This is a genomic window from Cryobacterium glucosi, from assembly GCF_004402235.1.
GTDB lineage: Bacteria > Actinomycetota > Actinomycetes > Actinomycetales > Microbacteriaceae > Cryobacterium > Cryobacterium glucosi.
Map to the genome: position 1 here is coordinate 53,167 of NZ_SOFS01000024.1, position 17,849 is coordinate 71,015.

General features: G+C 70.6%; 14 protein-coding genes. 3 read left to right on the forward strand and 11 right to left on the reverse strand.

Annotated features, from left to right (window positions below):
• Positions 1–14: 14 nt before the first annotated feature.
• The 10 genes from pip to E3O46_RS12235 all read right to left on the reverse strand — a co-directional run bounded on the left by pip (position 15) and on the right by E3O46_RS12235 (position 11,913).
• On the reverse strand, positions 15–971 hold the full coding sequence (pip, locus tag E3O46_RS12190; RefSeq protein ID WP_134561778.1) for a prolyl aminopeptidase: 957 nt from the start codon (positions 969–971) through the stop codon (positions 15–17).
• 18 nt (positions 972–989) lie between these two features.
• On the reverse strand, positions 990–1,718 hold the full coding sequence (locus E3O46_RS12195; RefSeq protein WP_134446274.1) for a response regulator: 729 nt from the start codon (positions 1,716–1,718) through the stop codon (positions 990–992).
• Positions 1,715–3,064 (reverse strand): sensor histidine kinase, encoded by a 1,350-nt coding sequence (locus tag E3O46_RS12200; RefSeq protein WP_134559212.1) that lies wholly within the window; start codon positions 3,062–3,064, stop codon positions 1,715–1,717. The genes E3O46_RS12195 and E3O46_RS12200 overlap by 4 nt, the downstream gene beginning before the upstream one ends.
• A 97-nt stretch (positions 3,065–3,161) precedes the next feature.
• Complete coding sequence (locus E3O46_RS12205; protein ID WP_134561779.1) at positions 3,162–4,040, reverse strand: ABC transporter permease subunit; 879 nt, start codon at positions 4,038–4,040, stop codon at positions 3,162–3,164.
• Positions 4,037–5,056 carry an ABC transporter ATP-binding protein gene (locus E3O46_RS12210; protein ID WP_134559208.1) on the reverse strand — a complete coding sequence of 340 codons (1,020 nt, stop codon included), beginning with the start codon at positions 5,054–5,056 and terminating at the stop codon, positions 4,037–4,039. The genes E3O46_RS12205 and E3O46_RS12210 overlap by 4 nt, the downstream gene beginning before the upstream one ends.
• A 173-nt stretch (positions 5,057–5,229) precedes the next feature.
• Positions 5,230–7,320, reverse strand: coding sequence for an acyl-CoA dehydrogenase family protein (locus E3O46_RS12215; protein ID WP_134446381.1), 2,091 nt, complete (start codon positions 7,318–7,320; stop codon positions 5,230–5,232).
• Positions 7,321–7,545: 225 nt separating this feature from the next.
• On the reverse strand, positions 7,546–9,597 hold the full coding sequence (recQ, locus tag E3O46_RS12220) for a DNA helicase RecQ (protein ID WP_420897737.1): 2,052 nt from the start codon (positions 9,595–9,597) through the stop codon (positions 7,546–7,548).
• A 137-nt stretch (positions 9,598–9,734) separates the two neighbouring features.
• Positions 9,735–10,364: a copper resistance CopC family protein gene (locus E3O46_RS12225; RefSeq protein ID WP_134561780.1), complete on the reverse strand. Its 630-nt coding sequence runs from the start codon at positions 10,362–10,364 to the stop codon at positions 9,735–9,737.
• A gap of 9 nt (positions 10,365–10,373) precedes the next feature.
• Positions 10,374–11,090 carry a YcnI family copper-binding membrane protein gene (locus E3O46_RS12230; protein WP_134559206.1) on the reverse strand — a complete coding sequence of 239 codons (717 nt, stop codon included), beginning with the start codon at positions 11,088–11,090 and terminating at the stop codon, positions 10,374–10,376.
• A 100-nt stretch (positions 11,091–11,190) separates the two neighbouring features.
• A complete protein-coding gene (locus E3O46_RS12235) occupies positions 11,191–11,913 on the reverse strand; it encodes a hypothetical protein (protein ID WP_134559205.1) in 723 nt (240 codons plus the stop codon).
• Between the two features lie 117 nt (positions 11,914–12,030).
• Between E3O46_RS12235 and E3O46_RS12240 the strand changes: the two genes are divergently transcribed.
• On the forward strand, positions 12,031–13,005 hold the full coding sequence (locus tag E3O46_RS12240) for an EamA family transporter (RefSeq protein WP_241987408.1): 975 nt from the start codon (positions 12,031–12,033) through the stop codon (positions 13,003–13,005).
• Positions 13,006–13,183: 178 nt separating this feature from the next.
• Here the strand turns inward: E3O46_RS12240 and E3O46_RS12245 are convergent, their stop codons facing one another.
• On the reverse strand, positions 13,184–15,433 hold the full coding sequence (locus E3O46_RS12245; RefSeq protein ID WP_134561781.1) for a DEAD/DEAH box helicase: 2,250 nt from the start codon (positions 15,431–15,433) through the stop codon (positions 13,184–13,186).
• Between the two features lie 318 nt (positions 15,434–15,751).
• Here E3O46_RS12245 and E3O46_RS12250 point away from each other — a divergent pair, with 318 nt between their 5' ends.
• Positions 15,752–16,876, forward strand: coding sequence for an FUSC family protein (locus tag E3O46_RS12250; RefSeq protein ID WP_134561782.1), 1,125 nt, complete (start codon positions 15,752–15,754; stop codon positions 16,874–16,876).
• Positions 16,877–17,033: 157 nt separating this feature from the next.
• On the forward strand, positions 17,034–17,849 hold an 816-nt coding region (locus tag E3O46_RS12255), incomplete at its 3' end, for a hypothetical protein (RefSeq protein ID WP_134561783.1).

Below are 17,849 nucleotides of genomic sequence, written 5' to 3' on the forward strand. Positions count from 1 at the left end.
CCGCCCCGCGCGGTTCAGGCGGCGAAGCGGTCGGTCGCCTCGATGATCGCGTCGAGGTTGCCGGGTTCCTCGAAGGAGTGCCCGGCGTCGGGGATCATGCGGAAGTCGGCCTCCGGCCAGTTCTTGTGCAGTTCCCAGGCGGTGAACGCCGGAGTGCACATGTCGTAGCGGCCCTGCACGATGACGCCGGGGATCTCGCTCAGCCGGCCGGCGTCACGGATCAGCTGCCCGGGCTCGAACCAGCCGAGGTTGCGGAAGTAGTGGTTCTCGATGCGCGCGAACGCGACCGCGAAGTCGGGCTCGGTGAACCGGGCGATCGTCGCGGGCTGCTGCAGCAGCGTGATCGTCGACGATTCCCACGTCGACCAGGCAACGCCGGCGCGCTCCCGCACGTAGCGGTCGGGGTCGTGCAGCAGGCGGCCGTAGGCCTCGATGAGCTTGCCGCGCTCGTCGACGGGGACCGGCGCGAGGAAACCCTCCCACAGGTCGGGGTAGATCGCCGCGGCACCGCCCTCGTAGAACCAGTCGAGCTCGACGGGCCGCAGGGTGAAGATGCCGCGCAGGATGAGCTCGGTCACCCGCTCCGGGTGGGTTTCGGCGTAGGCGAGGCCGAGGGAACTGCCCCAGGATCCACCGCAGACCTGCCAGCGGTCGATGCCGAGGTGCTCGCGCAGTCGTTCGATGTCGGCGACCAGGTGCCACGTCGTGTTCGTGCTGAGGTCGGCATCCGCTGCGCTCGCGTGCGGGGTGCTCTTGCCGCAGCCGCGCTGGTCGAAGAGGATGATGCGGTACTTCTCCGGGTCGAACACGCGGCGCTGCTGGGGGCTCGACCCGCCGCCGGGACCGCCGTGCAGGTAGACCGCTGGCTTGCCGTCCGGGTTGCCGGATGCCTCCCAGTAGATGGACTGGCCGTCACCGACCTCGAGCATCCCGGTTTCGTAGGGTTCCAGGTCGGGGTAGAAGGTGCGCATCTCCCGAGCCTACGGCGTTCAGGGACGGGTCAGGCCCTGCTCGTAGGCGAGGATGACGATGTGCACCCGGTCGCGGAGGCCGAGTTTCTGCAGAATCCGGCCGACGTGGGTCTTCACCGTGGACTCGGAGAGGAAGAACCGCTCGGCGAGCTCGGTGTTGGAGAGGCCCTCGGCGATGGCGAAGAAGACCTCTCGTTCCCGGTCGGTCAGCACGTCGATGCGCGCGGCATCCGCTTCGGGGTCCTCGCCGGTCTCGGAGCCGCCCGTCCCCTCGGCGGGGAGCCTGGACCCGAACAACTCGAGCATCCGGCGCGTGACCCGGGGCGACACGGATGCCTCCCCCGACGCGACCGCCCGGATCGCGGCGGTCAGTTCGCTCGGTTGGGCGTCTTTGAGCAGGAAGCCGCGGGCGCCGGCCTTGAGACCGCCGAACGCATACTCGTCGAGGTCGAACGTCGTGAGGATGATGATCCGGATCCCGGGGTGCGCCGCGGTGATCAGCCGGGTAGCCTCGATCCCGTCGACGCCGGGCATCCGCACGTCCATAAGGATGACGTCGGGCAGCATGCTCGCGGCGAGCCGCACTGCCGCGGCGCCGTCGCCGGCCTCGGCGACGACGGTGAAGTCATCCTCGGCCTCGAGCACCATCCGGAACCCCATCCGGAGCAGGGCCTGGTCGTCGACGAGCATGATCCGGGTCGGAGCCGGCGTGTGGTCGTGGGGAGCCGGGTCGTGGAGACCGGTCATGCGGAGGCCTGCCCCTCGTCGAGACTCATCGTCGCGCGCACCCGCCAGCCGCCGCCGCGGATCGGGCCGGCCTCGAGGGTGCCGCCGTAGAGCGCGACCCGCTCGCCGAGGCCGATGATGCCGCGCCGGCCGCCCACGCTCGGCTGGGGGGCCCGCGCGTGGCCGTCGTCGTCGATGACGACCTCGACCCGGTCGGGCGACGAGGAGAGCCGCACCGAGACGATGCTCGGTTGCGACGCGTAGCGCAGGGCATTGGTCAGGGATTCCTGCACGACCCGGTAGATCGTGAGCTGCACGCCGGGGCTGCCGGGCACGCGCCCGCTCAGCTCGAGCCGGGCCGGGAGCCCCGCGGAACGGAAGGAGTCCACGAGGTCGACGAGCTGGTCGGCGCCGGGCTGCGGGGCGAGCGGGGCGGTGGTCGCGGTGGTCGTTGCCGTGGCCGTCGTGGTGCCGGCCCCTGGCCCTGGTGCGGCCTGCCCGGGGGCGGATGCCGCGGCATCCGCCGTCTCGTCGTCGTCGCCGAGCACGCCGAGGAGCCTGCGCATCTCGGCCATCGAGCCGCGGCCGGTGGAGGCGACCTCACGCATCGCGGCGCGGGAGCGTTCGGGGTCGCGGACCGCGAGGGCGTCCGCGCCGTCGGCGAGCGCGACCATGACCGAGAGGCTGTGGGCGACGATGTCGTGCAGTTCGCGGGCGATCCGGGCGCGTTCGGAGCTGCGGGCGAGCTGGGCCTGCCGGTCGCGGTCGTGGGCGAGCTGGGCGGCGAGGCTGACGAGGGAGGCGACGTAGCGCATCCGGTCGCCCACGCTCACGCCGATCACGGTCGCCACGATGAGCAGGACCGCGTCCTGCGAGGCGACGCTCACCCAGGAGATGAAGGGGTTGCCCGAGCCGAAATAGGCACCGAGGGTGGAGATGCCGACCGCGGCCGCGAGGCCGATCCAGGCGCTGCGCACGTTGCGGTACACGGCGACCGCATAGAGGGCGATCATCACGGGCAGGGTGTCGCCCTGGCCGTGGTTCGGGAACGACGGGAGCAGCGCCGTGCAGGAGATGGCGAGGGCGAGCAGCGGGGCGTGCCTGCGGAAGAGCAACGCTCCGGCAATCAGTGCGGTGAGGAGCAGCGCCGAGACGATGGCGACCGGGGCGGGTCCGCCGCCCGGGCGGGTCGCGTCGACCAGGAGCACGATCGCGGTCGGGACGAGGTAGACGGCCGCGACGAGGGAATCGACGAACCAGGGGTGCCGCGCCCAAAACCGGCGGGTGACCCCCGGAGGCGTCGGTAAACGCAGGCCAGCCCCGTCCGCGAGGGGGGTCGCGGCGGGGCTGGGACTGGTGGAGGTCATGCTTGGGACTCTACTTGCTGCGAACTGGGCGGATGCCGGTCACCGGTCGGTGCCGGCAGCCGGCCCTGCCTGCTCGGTCCTGTTCATTGCCGCCCGGTTACGCGTCGCGGCGCTTCAGCAGCACCGCGGCGGTGCCGAGGCTCACGACAACCCAGACGAGGACGATGATCAGGTCGACCGACCAGTCGAGTGGCACCTTGGCGAACTGCATGAGGCCGAACATGCTGATACCCGCTGACGAGATCAGGTACGGGAGCACGTCGCTCGCCCACGTGGCCGGGATCATCTGGAGTACGACCGGGAGCAGCAGGATCACGCCGAGCGCGACGGCAATGCTGCCGGCCCCGCTCCGCACGATCGTGCCGATGCCGAGTGCGAAGACCGCGACGAGGGCCAGGTACAGCGAACCGCCGAGCACGGGGAGGATGACCTCCGGGGCGAAGAGGCTCGCGTGCAGGCCCTGGCCGGAGACGATCGAGACCGTGACGACGTAGGCCGCGATGTTACTGACGAGGCCGGCGACGAAGGTCGCGACGAACAGCACGAGGGCCTTGGCCCACAGGGCCGGCAGGCGCTTCGGCACCGCGGTCAGGGTCGAGCGGATCATGCCCGTCGTGAACTCGCCGGTGACGGCGAGCGCGCCGAGTACGGCGACGATGAGCTGGCCGAAGAACACGCCGAAGGACGAGGCCTGCGCCACGAACCGGGCCTGGTCGGTGCCCGGAACCGTCGTGATGTCGGTCCCGGTGAGGTCGAGCGCGAGCGACATGATCGCGGCGAGCCCCATCGACACGACGAGGAGCACCGCGAAGCACCAGATCGTCGAGCGAACGGTGCTGAGCTTGATCCACTCCGAGCGGATGATGCCGAGCGCGCTGAGGTGCGGACCGGCCGGTGTCGTCGCGGGCACGAATTCCGTGCCGATGTCGGCGAGGGCTTCCGGGGTACCGGCAACCAGGATCGTGGGGGTGCTCATCGTGCTGCCTCCTGCAGTTCGGTCTCGCGCGGGTCCGGATCGTCGTTCGCGGCGGCATCCGTTGCGGCGTCTGTCGTGTCGGAATCGTCGTCGTCGAATTCCTCGTCGCCGGTGCCGCCGGTGCGGTACTCGACCTCGTTCCGGGTGAGGGACATGTACGCGTCCTCGAGGGAGGCGCTGACGCTCGTGAGTTCGTGCAGCACGATGCCGGCGGCTGCGGCCTGGTCGCCGATCTCGGCGGCCGTGATCCCGGTGATCTGGAGCACGTCCTGTTCGAGGTTCACGACGGTGACCTCGGCCTGCGCGAGCAGGGTGGCGAGTCGGGTCGCGTGCGGGCTGCGCACGCGGACGGTCGCTCCGCCGGCCTGGCCGATGATCTCGGCGACGGGGGCGTCGGCGATGACCCGGCCTCGGCCGAGCATGATGATGTGGTCGGCGGTGAGCGCCATCTCACTCATCAGGTGTGAGGAGAGCAGCACGGTGCGGCCTTCGCCGGCGAGGTGCCGCATCAGCTTGCGCACCCACTGCACGCCCTCGGGGTCGAGCCCGTTGACGGGTTCGTCGAGGATCAGGATGCCCGGGTCTCCGAGGAGGGCCGCGGCGATGCCGAGGCGCTGTCCCATGCCGAGGGAGTAGCCTCCGACGCGCTTGCGGGCGACGGAGGTGAGTCCGGTGAGCTCGATCACGTCGTCGACGCGGCTCTTCGGGATGTTGTGGGTCGCGGCCATCGCGAGCAGGTGGTTGCGCGCCGAGCGGCCCGTGTGGATCGCCTTCGCGTCGAGCAGCACCCCGACCTCGCGGAGCGGGGCACGGAGGTCCTGGTAGCGCTGGCCGTTGACGAGGACCGAGCCGGAGTCCGGCCGGTCGAGGCCGACGATCATCCGCATCGTCGTGGTCTTGCCTGCGCCGTTCGGGCCCAGCAGGCCGGTCACGGTTCCGGGCTGGATGGTGAAGTCGATCGCGTCGACCGCGACCTTGCTTCCGTAGCGTTTGGTCAGGGACTGTGCCTGAATCATCCGTCTCCTCATTCGCATCGTTGGCGGGGCCAGGCGTCGGTGGACGTCGGCCCCGCATTCACGATACGCAGGGCGCCTCACGGGGCACATCGGTCGAACGGATGCTTACCGGCCGCGGCGCGTAGTACCCCGGTACGACGGATGCCCGCCCTCGCGCCGGTTTGCGCAGGCCGCTACTTCTTGCGCGGCGCCTTCTCGTCTGCCGGGGCGTTGCCGGAGGCGCGCAGCGCGGTGTAGTAGTCGCGGGCCTCGTCCTGGCGTTCCTGCTCCGCTCCGGAGGCGATCTTCGCGCGCAGGTGCTCGGGGCTGTACCCGAAGGAGTCCACGAGGTCCTGGGCGAAGGGGCGCAGGCGGGCGATGATCCGGTCGATGTACGCCGTGACCGACTGGGCGCGCTGGGCGGACAGGCGTCCGTTGATCAGGTACCAGGCGAGGTGCTTCTCGACGAGTCCGAGCCCGAACAGGTCGCGCAGCCAGGTCAGGACCTGCTTGTTGCCGGCATCCGTCGTGTGCTCGACGGCCCGGGTGAATGCCTCCCACTGGAGGAGCTCGCCGTGCGCGCGGGCCGCCTCGATGAGTTCGTCCTGGTGCGCGTTGAACACGTCGGCGGACTGCTGCGGAGAGAGCTTGCTCGCCGGGCGGAGCTTGCCGGCGATGTCGCGGATCATGGTCTCGACCCGGTCGGTGAGCAGCTCCCGCTGCACGTTCGTCTCCCGGAGCTGGCCGACAGAGCGCGCTGTCGAACCGAAGTCGGCGACGGCCTGGCCGAGAGTGCGGAGGCCGGTGTTGTGCAGGGCACGGTCGGTGGCCTGCTGCACGACATAGCGGGCGAGGACCCCGCTGCCGGCGTCGGCGAACTTGCGGCTGAAGTCGGTGAGGAGCCGCTTGGCGACGAGCTGGAGCAGGACGGTGTTGTCGCCCTCGAACGTCGCGTAGACGTCGAGGTCGGCGCGGAGGCCGACGAGGCGGTTCTCGGCGAGGAAGCCGGCGCCGCCGCAGGCCTCCCTGGCCTCCTGGATGGTGTCCAGTGCTGCCCAGGTCGACAGCGGCTTGAGGGCTGCGGCGAGGGTTTCCAGGTCCTGGCGGTCGGCATCCGTGTCTGCGATGCCGCTGAAGACCTTGTCGAACGCGACCAGGAACTCGTCGTGGGCGAAGGTCTGCGCGTACGTCGTCGCGATGCGCGGCAGCAGCCGGCGCTGGTGGCGCTGGTAGTCGAGGATGACCTGTTCGGCCTCGCCGCCGGCCGTGAACTGGCGGCGCTGGCTGCCGTAGGTGACGGCGATGGTGAGGGCCATGGCGGATGCCTGGGTCGCGGCCCCGTCGAGGGACACCCGGCCCTGCACAAGGGTTCCGAGCATCGTGAAGAACCGGCGGCCGGGGCTGGAAATGGCGCTCGAGTACGTGCCGTCTTCGGCGACATCGCCGTAGCGGTTGAGCAGGTTCTCGCGGGGGATGCGGACGTTGTCGAAGGCGAGCCGACCGTTGTCGATGCCGTTGAGGCCGCCCTTGAGGCCGTCGTCCTCGCCGCTGACGCCGGGCAGGAACGCACCGGTCTCGTCGCGGAGGGGCATCCAGAAGGCGTGCACGCCGTGGTTCACGCCGCCCGTGATGAGCTGGGCGAAGAGCACGGCCGCGATGCCGTCGTTCGCGGCGTTGCCGAGGTAGTCCTTCCAGGCCGCGCGGAACGGGGTGTGCACGACGAATTCCTGGGTCTCGGCGTCGTAGGTCGCCGTGGTGGCGATGCTCGCGACGTCGGAGCCGTGGCCGGTTTCGGTCATCGCGAAGACGCCGGGGGTGGCGAGGCTCATGATGCCGGGCAGGTAGGCGTCGTGGTGCTTGCGGGTGCCGAGGTGCATCACGGCGGAGCCGAAGAGGCCCCACTGCACGCCGGCCTTGATCTGCAGGCTCGGGTCGGCGGTGACGAGCTCTTCGAACCCGGCGATGTTGCCGCCGTGGTTGTCTTCGCCGCCGAGGTGCACCGGGAAGGCACGGTGCACGTGGCCTTCGACGGCGAGCAGTCTCAACTGCTCGAGCACGCGCAGCCGGTGCTCGGCCATCGACAGGCCGGGGACGCCCTGGAGCTCGGGGCGTGCGGTGAGCTTGCGGGCCTCGATCCGGATCTCCGGCCAGCTGCCGAGCAGCTGGCGGCTGAGCGCCGGGACGTTGATCGTGGGGATGGGGGTGAAGGTGCCGGTGGGCTTGGGGGCGGCCGGGGAGGGCGTCGCCGGTGCGGAGGGTGCGGAGCGCTGGGCAGTGTCAACCATCATTGGTCCTTTGTTCTCGCTCGAACTCGAAGTTTCCTGCATGGAAGCTTCCTGCGCGGAAGATCGTGTAGGCAGAATTTTTCTACACACTAGGGCGGCTCGGCGACGGCCGGAAATAGTGCATGACGAGGCTACAAAGGCGGGTGCCGCGCCCGGCATCCGTCTTGTAGCTTTCCACAGGCGCCGCGCTCGAACGAGTGCCCTTAGGCACAAAAACGAGTAATCCTAAGCGCCCGCCGCCGCGACGACCTCGAGCACGCCGGCTCCGTAGGCCTCGAGTTTCTTGGCGCCGACGCCGGAGATGCCGTCGAGGTCGCCGATACCGCCGGGGTTCGCGACCGCGATCGCGATCAGGGTCGCGTCGCCGAAGACGATGTACGCGGGCACGCCCTGCTCCTTGGACACGCTCGAGCGCCAGGCCCGGAGCGCCTGGAACAACGCCTCCTGCTGCGGGGTGAGGTCGGCGGCTGCGGCCTTCGCGGCGCCGGTGCGGGCGGAGGAGGTGGATCGTGCCGCGCGCTCGGGCTCGCTGCGGAGCTCGACGGTGCGATGGCCGGCGAGGACCTCTGTGGCGATCGGGGTGAGCACGAGGGTGCCGTATTCCCCGGAGGTGGCGAGGATGCCCTGGGCGAGCAGCTGACGGACGACGCCGCGCCACTGTTGGTCGGAAAGGTCGGCGCCGATACCCCAGGTCGCGAGCTGTTCGTGGTGGTGCTGAGTCGTGCGCGGTGTGGTCTTGCCGCGCAGGATGTCGACGATCTGGCCGGCGCCGAAACGCTGGTTGCGCTCGCGCAGCAGGCGCACGATGGTGGAGAGCAGCTTCTGGGCCGGCACGGTGCCATCCCAGCCGACGGGCGGTTCGAGGCACGTGTCGCAGTTGCCGCACGGCTCGCTCGCCTGGCCGAAGTAGCGCAGCAGGTTGACCCTGCGGCAGTGCACCGTCTCGCAGAGGGCCAGCATGGCGTCGAGGTGCGCGGAGAGCTTGCGGCGGTGGGCGAGGTCGCCGGGCGACTCGTCGATCATGCGGCGCTGCTGCACGACGTCCTGCAGGCCGTAGGCGAGCCAGCCGGTCGAGGGCAGGCCGTCACGGCCGGCCCGGCCCGTCTCCTGGTAGTAGCCCTCGACGGACTTGGGCAGGTCGATGTGGGCGACGAAGCGCACGTCAGGCTTGTCGATGCCCATGCCGAACGCGATGGTCGCGACGATGATCACGGCCTCCTCGCGGAGGAACCGGGACTGGTTGCGGGCGCGCACCGCCTGGTCGAGGCCGGCGTGGTACGGCAGCGCGTTGAGGCCGTTGGCGCGCAGGAATTCGGCGGTCGCCTCGACGCTCTTGCGGCTGAGCGCGTAGACGATGCCGGCGTCGTGCGGGTGCTCCGTCTTGATGAAGGAGAGCAGCTGCTTGCGCGGTTCGGCCTTCGCGACGATCCGGTACTGGATGTTCGGACGGTCGAAGCTCGCGACGAAGTGACGCGCGCCCTCGAGCTGCAGGCGCTGCGTGAGTTCCTGGTGCGTCGCATCCGTCGCCGTGGCCGTGAGCGCGATGCGCGGCACGTCGGGCCAGCGGCCGGCGAGTTCGGACAGGGCGAGATAGTCGGGGCGGAAGTCGTGGCCCCACTGCGAGACACAGTGGGCCTCGTCGATCGCGAAGAGCGCGATGGTGCCGCGCTCGAGGAAGCGCTTGGTGGCCTCGGAGGAGAGCCGCTCGGGGGCGACGTAGAGCAGGTCGAGGTTGCCGGCGAGGTAGTCGCGTTCGACGCGGGAGCGTTCGGCGGAGTCCTGGCTCGAGTTGAGGAACGCGGCGCGGACACCCACCGCGGTGAGGGCGTCGACCTGGTCCTGCATGAGCGCGATCAGCGGGGAGATGACGATGCCGGTGCCCTCGCGCACGAGGGACGGGATCTGGTAGCAGAGGCTCTTGCCGCCGCCGGTGGGCATCAGCACGACGGCGTCGCCGCCCCCGATGACCTGGTCGATGATGGCGGCCTGCTCGCCGCGGAACGAGTCGTAGCCGAACACCGTGCGCAGCGCCTCGGCGGCGGTCGCGAACTTCGCGGTGGCGCGCCGGGGCGGGGCGGATGCCTGCGCGAACGACGTGCGGATGGGTCCGGATCCGCCGGCGCCCGGGGCGACTCGGGAGCCGTAGTCGGAGCTGTTTCCCTGGCCGTCGCCCGCTCCGTAGTCCGGGGGCGGCGGAGCGTCGTAGTCCTCCGGCGCATCGCGGTCGTCGGGCACCCACTCGTCCGGTTCACGGGGCAGTTCGGCAGTCCAACTCACCCAGCGAGTCTACCGGCGACCCCGGACACCCTCACCGGCGTTCCCCACCCCGCCCGTCTCGCGAGAGTACGAAATGTGCCCCTTCCCGTAGCGGGAAGGGGCACTTTCTCCGCTTTCGCGAGCCGGGGTGGGGCGGGTTAGGGGGTGGGGCGGCGTCGGGTGAGGAGGAGGGTTGCGGCTACGGCGAGGATGACGGCAGCGGCGGCGCCGGCGATCCAGAGCAGGTCGGTGGGGGCGACCGCGCTTTGCGCGGCGCCGGGGGCGGCGGATGCGTCGGCGGCGGCACCTGGGGTGTCCGTGGGGGTGGCGGCGCCGCAGGTCGGGGCGGCGGCGAGGCCCTGCGCGAGCACCTGACCGGTGGCGGGCTGCCAGGTGAAGGTGTAGCTGCCCGAGACCGGGTGGCCGTCGGTCGAGACGACCTGCCAGGTCACCGTGTACTCCCCCGGCTGGCCGAGCTGGGCCGTGGTCTCGAGCTTCGGGCCGAACAGGGTGACGCATCCGTCGCCGTAATAGAGAGGTGCGGAGGTCGGACCGCTGATGCGCATGGCGTTGCCGGTTCCGGTGCCGTCGAGGTTCAGCAGGGCGTCGTTGGTGGTGATGGTGAAGTGGCCGGGCTGCTCGGTCACGACCGAGTTCTCCGCGGGCGCGTACCCGACCGGATAGTTGTGCGCGGACGCCGGGGCGGTGGAGAACCCCAGCGTCGCGGCAACCACGGCCGCGACACCGAGCGCGCGCAGGGACCAGTCGCGGACGTGGTTGCTTCGCATGGTCCTCTCCTAAGCCGAGTGCTTGCGACGGGCGGTGATCGCGAGCACGAGGCCCACGACGCCGACGACGAGGCCGCCGACTCCGAGCACCCGGGCGAGCACGTCGGGGGCGGATGCCGCGGCATCGGCCGATTCGGAGCTCGCTTCGGTGGTGGTGTCGGTGTGCGCGGCGCCGTGCTCATCGGAGGCGACGGCCGCGGTGACGGCGATCGACGGCGCCGGGTGCTCCGGTTCGGCCTCACCCTCGACGGTGTGGGCGTCCCAGTTCGTCGAACCGGTGACACAGGTCTGCACGACGGGGAACTCGAGGGTCGTGCCCGCCGCATCCGTGGGGATCTGCAGGCTGAGGTCGAACGTCGTGCGCAGGCCGTCGGCCATCGGGGTGATCGCCGTGTAGACGACGGCGCCGATCCTGTCGGTGATCGAGGTGCCGTCCTCGTCCGTCAGCGGGGTCGCGAGCGGAGTGGAGGTCTTCTCGACGGTCCAGTTGGGGTTGACCGTCGGCGTGACACTGACGACGCTCTCCGGGATGGCGATGCTGATGGAGGTCGTGGGTGATCCGGCGCAGCCGTGCGGGAGCGCGAAGCTCAGCACGGAGTACGAGCCGGCCGCGGCCGAGGACGGGTCGATGTCGATGTGGGCGCTCGCGGAGAGCGGCGCGGCAAGGGCGAGAATGCCGCCGGCGAGCAGGGCGGATGCCGCGAGGGCGGTGGTCTTGAACGTCACTGTGGTTCCTTAGATAGTTGGCGGCACCGAACAACCGGGGCATCGGGCTGCAGCGCACGCGACTGCCCCTGGTTCGGAGCGAAAAGCAAAACGGTCTGGTCTAGGCGAAACGCAGGGTCTCCGGCGGGCCGCGGTGCCGCATCACGGACAGGAGCACCCCGAGGTCTCGGGGCAGGAAGACGAGCGTCGGCGCCGGGACGCGGTGCGCCGTGCGAGCGCGGACCGGCAGGCTGCTGGCGACCAGGACCCTGCGGACGACGAGTCGCGCCGCCGCGACGAGGATGCCGAACGCACGTTCGCCATGCCGGAGGGCGACGATCGTCACGACGGCCGCCAGCAGGTGCGCGAGCGACATCAGGGCCGCGTCGAGGGGGGCCGCGGACATGCCGGTCATGCCGGCCATCGGCAGGGCTGCGTGGGCGCCGGACAGTCCGGGGACGCCGGACAGTCCGGAGACGCCGGACAGTCCGGGCGCGGTCGTCGCGCCCGACTGCACCGAGAGCAGGGCGGAACCCGCCGCGTGACTGTGGGCGGGCAGGGTGCCGGCCGGGGCATCCGTTCGCAGGGAACCGCCGGATGCGCCGAGGGAGAACAGGCCGTGGAAGATCAGCTGGCTCGTGAGCACGGCCGCCGTGGTACGCCAGAGGGAGGCAGCGCGGCCGGCGAGGCCGATGCAGACGATGCCGGCGAACGCGAGGGAGATGACGACGGGAAGGAGACCGGGGGCTGCGCCGCCACCGAGGGTGTGCGACAGTGCCGCGACGAAGGTCGCGAAACCTGCGATATACCAGCCGCGAGCGAACCGTGCCCAGCGTGCGGTCATCGTTCCTCCTCCGGCCGTGTCGCTCCCACCATACCTGTGCCGGAATCGCCGGCGTGTGCCCGGTGCGTGCGCCCGGTGCATGAGCCTGGGCCTGGCTGCGCAGCTCGCATAGGCTGGATGCCTATGCTCACCGCCCTGGTCGGACTCGCCGGCGCCCTCATCTACGGGAGCGCCGACTTTCTCGGCGGCCTCGCGGCCAAGCGGCTCAGTTCGGTGCTCGTCACCGCGGTCGCCGCGAGCTCCGGGCTACTGGTCCTGCTCGTCGCCCTGCCGTTCGTGGGAGGCGTCTGGTCGCCGGACGCCGTGCTCTGGGGTGCGCTCTCGGGGGTGACCGGTGCGATCGCGATCTCCCTCCTGTATGCGTGCCTCGCGATCGGTCCGATGAGCATCCTCTCGCCCCTGACCGCCGTGGTCTCGGCGGTCGTGCCGATGACCGCCGGCCTCGTCGGCGGCGAACGGCTCGCGCCGGTCGGATACGCCGCCCTCGGTCTCGCGCTCGTCGCGGTCGTGCTCGTGGGCTTCGTGCCGGAGAAGGGCGCGGTGCGGCCGACGACTCTCGGGGTGCTGATGGCGATCGGGTCCGGCGTCATGATCGGCGCGTTCCTGATCCTGATCGACCTGACCCCCGACGACAGCGGCCTCGTACCGCTCGTGCTCAACCGGGCGGTCAACGCCGCGATTATGTTCTCGATCGTGGGTGTGCTCGCCGTCGTCGCCGCGCGCCGGCGGCGGGTGCTCGCGGGGGCTGGCGGTACGGGCGTTGCCGTCGCCGGTTTCGGGGCGACGGATGCCACTGCTCGCGCAACAGACCCGGCCGCGGTTCCCGCTCACACCGGTCGGCGCTCCCGGTCCACCCTCACGATCGGCCTGACGCTCGCCGCGGTCTGCGGTCTCGTCGACGTCGCCGCGAACTTCCTGCTGCTCATCGGGATCCGCATCGGCGACCTCAGCGTGATCAGCGTGCTGACGGCGATGTACCCGGCCGGGACGATCCTGCTCGCAGCGGTCGTGCTCAGGGAGCGGATCGCGCCGGTGCAGTGGGTCGGCCTCGGTCTTGCGCTCGCCGCGGCCGCGATGCTCGCACTCGCCTGACCCGCGGCATCCGCTCACCCCTCGCCCCGAACCGTCTCGCGAGAGTACATTTTTGGCCCCTAAAACCGCGTTTTAGGGGCCAAAAATGTACTCTCGCGGGACACGGGGGCGGGGTTAACGGCCGCAGGGCACCCACCGGATGGTGAGTGCCCTGCGGGTGGTGCGAGTGGAGCGGGTGTTACAGGCCGGCGAGCTCGCGGACGGCTGCGTCGCCGGGGGCGGCGTTCATGAAGCTGGCTTCGATGTCGGCGCGCTCGAGGAGCTCGTCCATGCGGCGACGACGCTGCTTCGGGATCAGCGTGACGACGGTGCCGGACTTGCCTGCACGGCCGGTACGACCGGAGCGGTGCAGGTAGGTCTTGTACTCGTCGGGGGCGTCGGCCTGGATGACCAGGTCGATGTCGTCCACGTGGATGCCGCGGGCCGCGACATCCGTTGCCACCAGCACGTTGACGCGACCGCTGGTCAGCATCTGCAGGTTGCGGGTACGGCGGGCCTGGTTCAGGTCGCCGTGCAGGCTCGTCGCCTTCACGCCGGCGTCTTCGAGCTGCTCGGCGAGCTGCTCGGCGTACGCACGGGTGCGGGAGAAGATCAGCGTCTTGCCCTGGCGGTCGACGAGCTGGCCGATGATGGCGCTCTTGTCGCGGTGCTCGATGACGAGGACCTTGTGGTCGATCGTGGAGGAGGCCTGGTCTTCACCGGCGACCTCGTGGACGGCCGGGTTCGTCAGGAACTCCTTGACGAGCGAGGCGACGCCCTTGTCGAGGGTTGCCGAGAAGAGCAGCTTCTGGCCGCCCTTCTTGGTCTGGCGCAGGATGCGCTGGACGGGCTCGAGGAAGCCCAGGTCGCACATGTAGTCGGCTTCGTCGAGGACGGTGACGACGACCTCGCTGAGGTCGAGGCGACCCTGTTCGATGAGGTCCTCGATGCGGCCGGCGGTGCCGATGATGATGTCCACGCCGCGCTGGAGGGCGCTGACCTGGCGGTACTGCGGAACGCCGCCGTAGATCTGGGTGGTGAAGAGGCCGACGCTGCGGGCGATGGGCTGCACGGTACGGTCGATCTGCAGCGCGAGCTCGCGGGTCGGGGCCAGGATGAGCGCGCGGGGCTTGCGGGCCATCTTGCGGTCCTTGGCGCCGTTGTTCTCCATCAGCTTCTCCACGAGGGGAGCGCCGAAGGCGATCGTCTTGCCGGAGCCGGTCTTGCCACGGCCGAGCACGTCGCGCCCGGCGAGCACGTCCGGGATGGTCGCGGCCTGGATCGGGAACGGGCTGGCGGCACCGAGGGCGCCGAGCTCGCGGACGATGTTCTCGCCCAGGCCCAGGTCGCCGAAGGTCACGCCGACAACTTCGGCAGCCGTCGTCGCGATGGCTTCGAGGCGCTCGAGGACGACGTCGTCACCGGCGGCGAAGTGCGCCTTGGTGTCGCGGCTCGGGTAGAAGTTGCTGGAGTGGCCGCCGTCGTCGTGCGCGGAACGGTTGCTGCGGTCGGAGTGCGAACGGTCCGGGCGGTCGCCGTACGAGGGACGGTCGGAACGCTCTGTGCGAGCCGCACGGTCGGGGCGGTCGCCGTAGGAGGGACGCTCAGTGCGGGCCGGACGGTCGCCGTAGGACGGGCGGTCGGAGTGCGAACGCTCGGGACGGTCGCCGTACGAGGGACGCTCAGTGCGGGCCGGACGGTCACCGTAGGAGGGACGCTCGGTGCGGGCTGCACGGTCGCCGTAGGACGGGCGGTCGTTGCTGTAGGCCGGACGGTCGGTACGGGGACGGTCGTTGTTGTAGGCCGGACGGTCCGTGCGGGCCGGACGGTCACCGTAGGACGGGCGGTCGTTGTTATAGGCCGGACGGTCCGTGCGGGGACGGTCGTTGTTGTACGCCGGACGATCCGTGCGGGCCGGACGGTCACCGTAGGAGGGACGGTCCTTGTTATACGCCGGACGGTCGGTGCGCGGGGCGCGGTCGCCGTAGGACGGACGGTCGTTGTTGTACGACGGACGGTCGGTGCGGGGACGGTCGCTGTTGTACGACGGACGCTCAGAGCGGGCGTTGTACGTGGGGCGATCGGTATTGCTGTGCGTCGGGCGATCGGTGCGCGAGGCGCCGTTGTACGACGGACGGTCGGTGTTGTACGACGGGCGGTCGTTGCCGCGGGCGGGACGGTCGCCATAGGCGGGACGGTCATTGCTGCGGGCCGGACGGTCACCGTAGGCCGGGCGGTCGTTGGTGGGGCGTCCTGCGGCGCGGTCGGCGCGTTCGCCGGCGTTCCAGCGGGCCTTCTTGGGGGCGCCCGCATCGGCCTGGTAGCCGCGGTGGCCCGGGCTCTTGCTGCCGTTGTTGGATCCTCCGCGGGAGGGTCCGCCCTTGGCGGCGTACTTCGGGTCGAAGTTCTTGTTGGATCGGCTGACAGCCGGATTGTTGCTCGTAGGCATAGAAAATTCCTGGGTTGTATTGGGTACATGGCAGAACAACGACGCACATGCATCGCAACCTGAGAACCCGGGCAGTCTATGGCCGGGGCCGTTCACATACAGTGATTTTTCACCAGCGGATTACTGGGAAACCGGCCCATCCTGACTTACAAACCCATCCGCGCATACAAATTCACACGGTGTCAAGAGCCGACCTGTCAACGTTACCGGATAGTCCCCCAAAAGTCACGGACCAGTTTCGGGGCACCCCGGGTTCGGTCGCCTACCGGCAGAAGAACCGGTTCGGGAGGTACCGTGTCGTGACAGAAGGAGACGGAGATGACGCGATCGGGCGTACGGCGGACCGTGCGGCACGCGCCCCGGTGGGTGGGATCGCAGCTGACCGCGGCTCGGCTGCTGGCCGCGGCGAAGGCCGCCCTCGCCGTGGCCATCGCGTGGACGGTCGCCGGATACCTGCCGGGGGTCGCAAACGAGTACCCCTATTACGCGCCGCTCGGAGCGCTCGTCAGCATGTACCCGACGCTGATGAGTTCGGTTCGAAACTCACTGCAGACCCTCGGCGGCCTCTTCGTCGCGATCGTGCTCGCGGGTGCGGTGCTGCTCGTGAGCGGTCCGAACGTGCTGACCATATCGCTGGCCGTCGGTGTGGGCGCGCTCGTCGCCGCGACAGGGTTGTTCGGCGCGAACCGGGAGTACATCCCGGTGACGGCCCTGTTCGTGCTCATCATCGGGGGACCGAATGCGGACGGGTACTCGATCGGTTACCTCGAGCAGGTGTCCCTGGGCATCGTGATCGGCCTTGCCGTGAACCTCCTGATCCTGCCGCCCCTGACCCTCGACGCGGTCGGCCGCCAGTTGTCGCACTACCGCGGCAGGCTCGCCGGCCACCTCTCCGACCTGGCCGAGGCCCTCACCGAGAACTGGCCGCCCGAACGCGACGACTGGGCGAGCCGCGGCGACGAACTCATCAGACTCGTGCGCGACGTTCACGATGCCCTGTTCCACGCGGAAGACAGCCGCAAGGGCAACCCTCGGGCCCGCATCCACCGGCGCGACCTGGCCAGTGACCGGGACGACCTCGCCGCGCTCGAGACCGTCACGTTCCACGTGCGCGACCTCACCGATGTACTCGCCGGGGTCGCCTGGGGGGCTCCGATCGCCCTCGAACTGCATCCAGAGCTCAGGCCGCCACTCGCCCGGGCCCTGCTCGCGGTCGCCGCAGTGCTGACCGAGTGGGAGTCCGGCCGGGACGGAGACGCCGTCCTGACGGACTCTGGCGCATTCGAGACGGCCGAGACCGCCGTGGCCCAGCTGACGGCCGAGTTGGACACCCGGCACGACGCCACTCCCGCGACGGCGATGGGCGCCGCGACCGCGATTTCGCTGGACCTGACCCGGATCCTCGCCGCCCTCCGCCCTCGACTGGCCCGGACCGCGACCTGATGCGGGCTGTTCCGGCGGATGCCCGGACCCGGCCTCCCGATGTCGCCGCCCGGGAATCCGCCCGGGAATCCGGCCGGGACAGTCCAAGGACCGCGAACTACACTCGGTAGACGGCGGGCGGAGACAGGTGCGATCGAGAGTGCGGGCATGGAGCGTGATGGCGGCCGTCATCGCGCTGCTCGGTGCGTCCGTGACCGTCGCCATTCCCGCCCAGGCCGACGACTATCCGAGCTGGGCCGACGTCGAGGCCGCCCGCGCCTCGACCGCTGCGACCGAGGCGGAGGTGACCCGGATCGGCACCCTGCTGACCGGGCTCGAAACCCAGGCCGCGACGCTCGGAGACGCGGCGATCACCGCGAGCGCGGCATCCGCCACCGCCGACACAGAATCACGCGCGGCCGCTGCGCACGCCGGGGACCTCGCGCGCCAGCTCGCGACCGCGACCGAGAAGGCCCGGACAGCGGATGTCCAGCTCGGGCTCCTGGGTGCGCAGCTGTACCGCTCCGGGGCGAGCGACGCCGTCGCGACCCTGCTCCTGGTTCCGGGCCAGGCGAGCGACCTGCTGTCGGCCCTCAGCACCTCGACCCGGCTGAGCGAACTGACCTCCGGCATCCGCGACCGGGCGCTCGCGCAACGCAACCTCGTGCAGAGCCTCGAGGAACAAGCCGCCGTGGCGTCGACGGAACGCGACCGCCTCGCCGTCGAGGCGAAGGATCGTGCGGCGGCCGCGGCCGAGGCCCAGCGCGCCGCCGATGCGCAGCTCGCCGAGCAGCGCACGCGCTCGGACGTGCTCGACGCCCAGCTCGCGAGCCTGAAGAACACGACGGCCGAGACGGAGCGCTCCTACCGGGCCGGCGTCGCCGCGGCCGCGGCATACCAGAAGCAACAGGAAGAGGCCGCGCGGGCGGCTGCGGCGAGCGCGGCGGCCCAGGCCGCTGCGGCCGCTGCGGCAGCGGCGGCCGCTCAACCGGCG

Bases quoted from the DNA above. Each gene is read 5' to 3' on its own strand.
- pip (WP_134561778.1), bottom strand. From the start codon at position 971: ATGCGCACCTTCTACCCCGACCTGGAACCCTACGAAACCGGGATGCTC.
- E3O46_RS12195 (WP_134446274.1), bottom strand. From the start codon at position 1,718: ATGACCGGTCTCCACGACCCGGCTCCCCACGACCACACGCCGGCTCCG.
- E3O46_RS12200 (WP_134559212.1), bottom strand. From the start codon at position 3,064: ATGACCTCCACCAGTCCCAGCCCCGCCGCGACCCCCCTCGCGGACGGG.
- E3O46_RS12205 (WP_134561779.1), bottom strand. From the start codon at position 4,040: ATGAGCACCCCCACGATCCTGGTTGCCGGTACCCCGGAAGCCCTCGCC.
- E3O46_RS12210 (WP_134559208.1), bottom strand. From the start codon at position 5,056: ATGATTCAGGCACAGTCCCTGACCAAACGCTACGGAAGCAAGGTCGCG.
- E3O46_RS12215 (WP_134446381.1), bottom strand. From the start codon at position 7,320: ATGGTTGACACTGCCCAGCGCTCCGCACCCTCCGCACCGGCGACGCCC.
- E3O46_RS12225 (WP_134561780.1), bottom strand. From the start codon at position 10,364: ATGCGAAGCAACCACGTCCGCGACTGGTCCCTGCGCGCGCTCGGTGTC.
- E3O46_RS12235 (WP_134559205.1), bottom strand. From the start codon at position 11,913: ATGACCGCACGCTGGGCACGGTTCGCTCGCGGCTGGTATATCGCAGGT.
- E3O46_RS12240 (WP_241987408.1), top strand. From the start codon at position 12,031: ATGCCTATGCTCACCGCCCTGGTCGGACTCGCCGGCGCCCTCATCTAC.
- E3O46_RS12245 (WP_134561781.1), bottom strand. From the start codon at position 15,433: ATGCCTACGAGCAACAATCCGGCTGTCAGCCGATCCAACAAGAACTTC.
- E3O46_RS12250 (WP_134561782.1), top strand. From the start codon at position 15,752: ATGACGCGATCGGGCGTACGGCGGACCGTGCGGCACGCGCCCCGGTGG.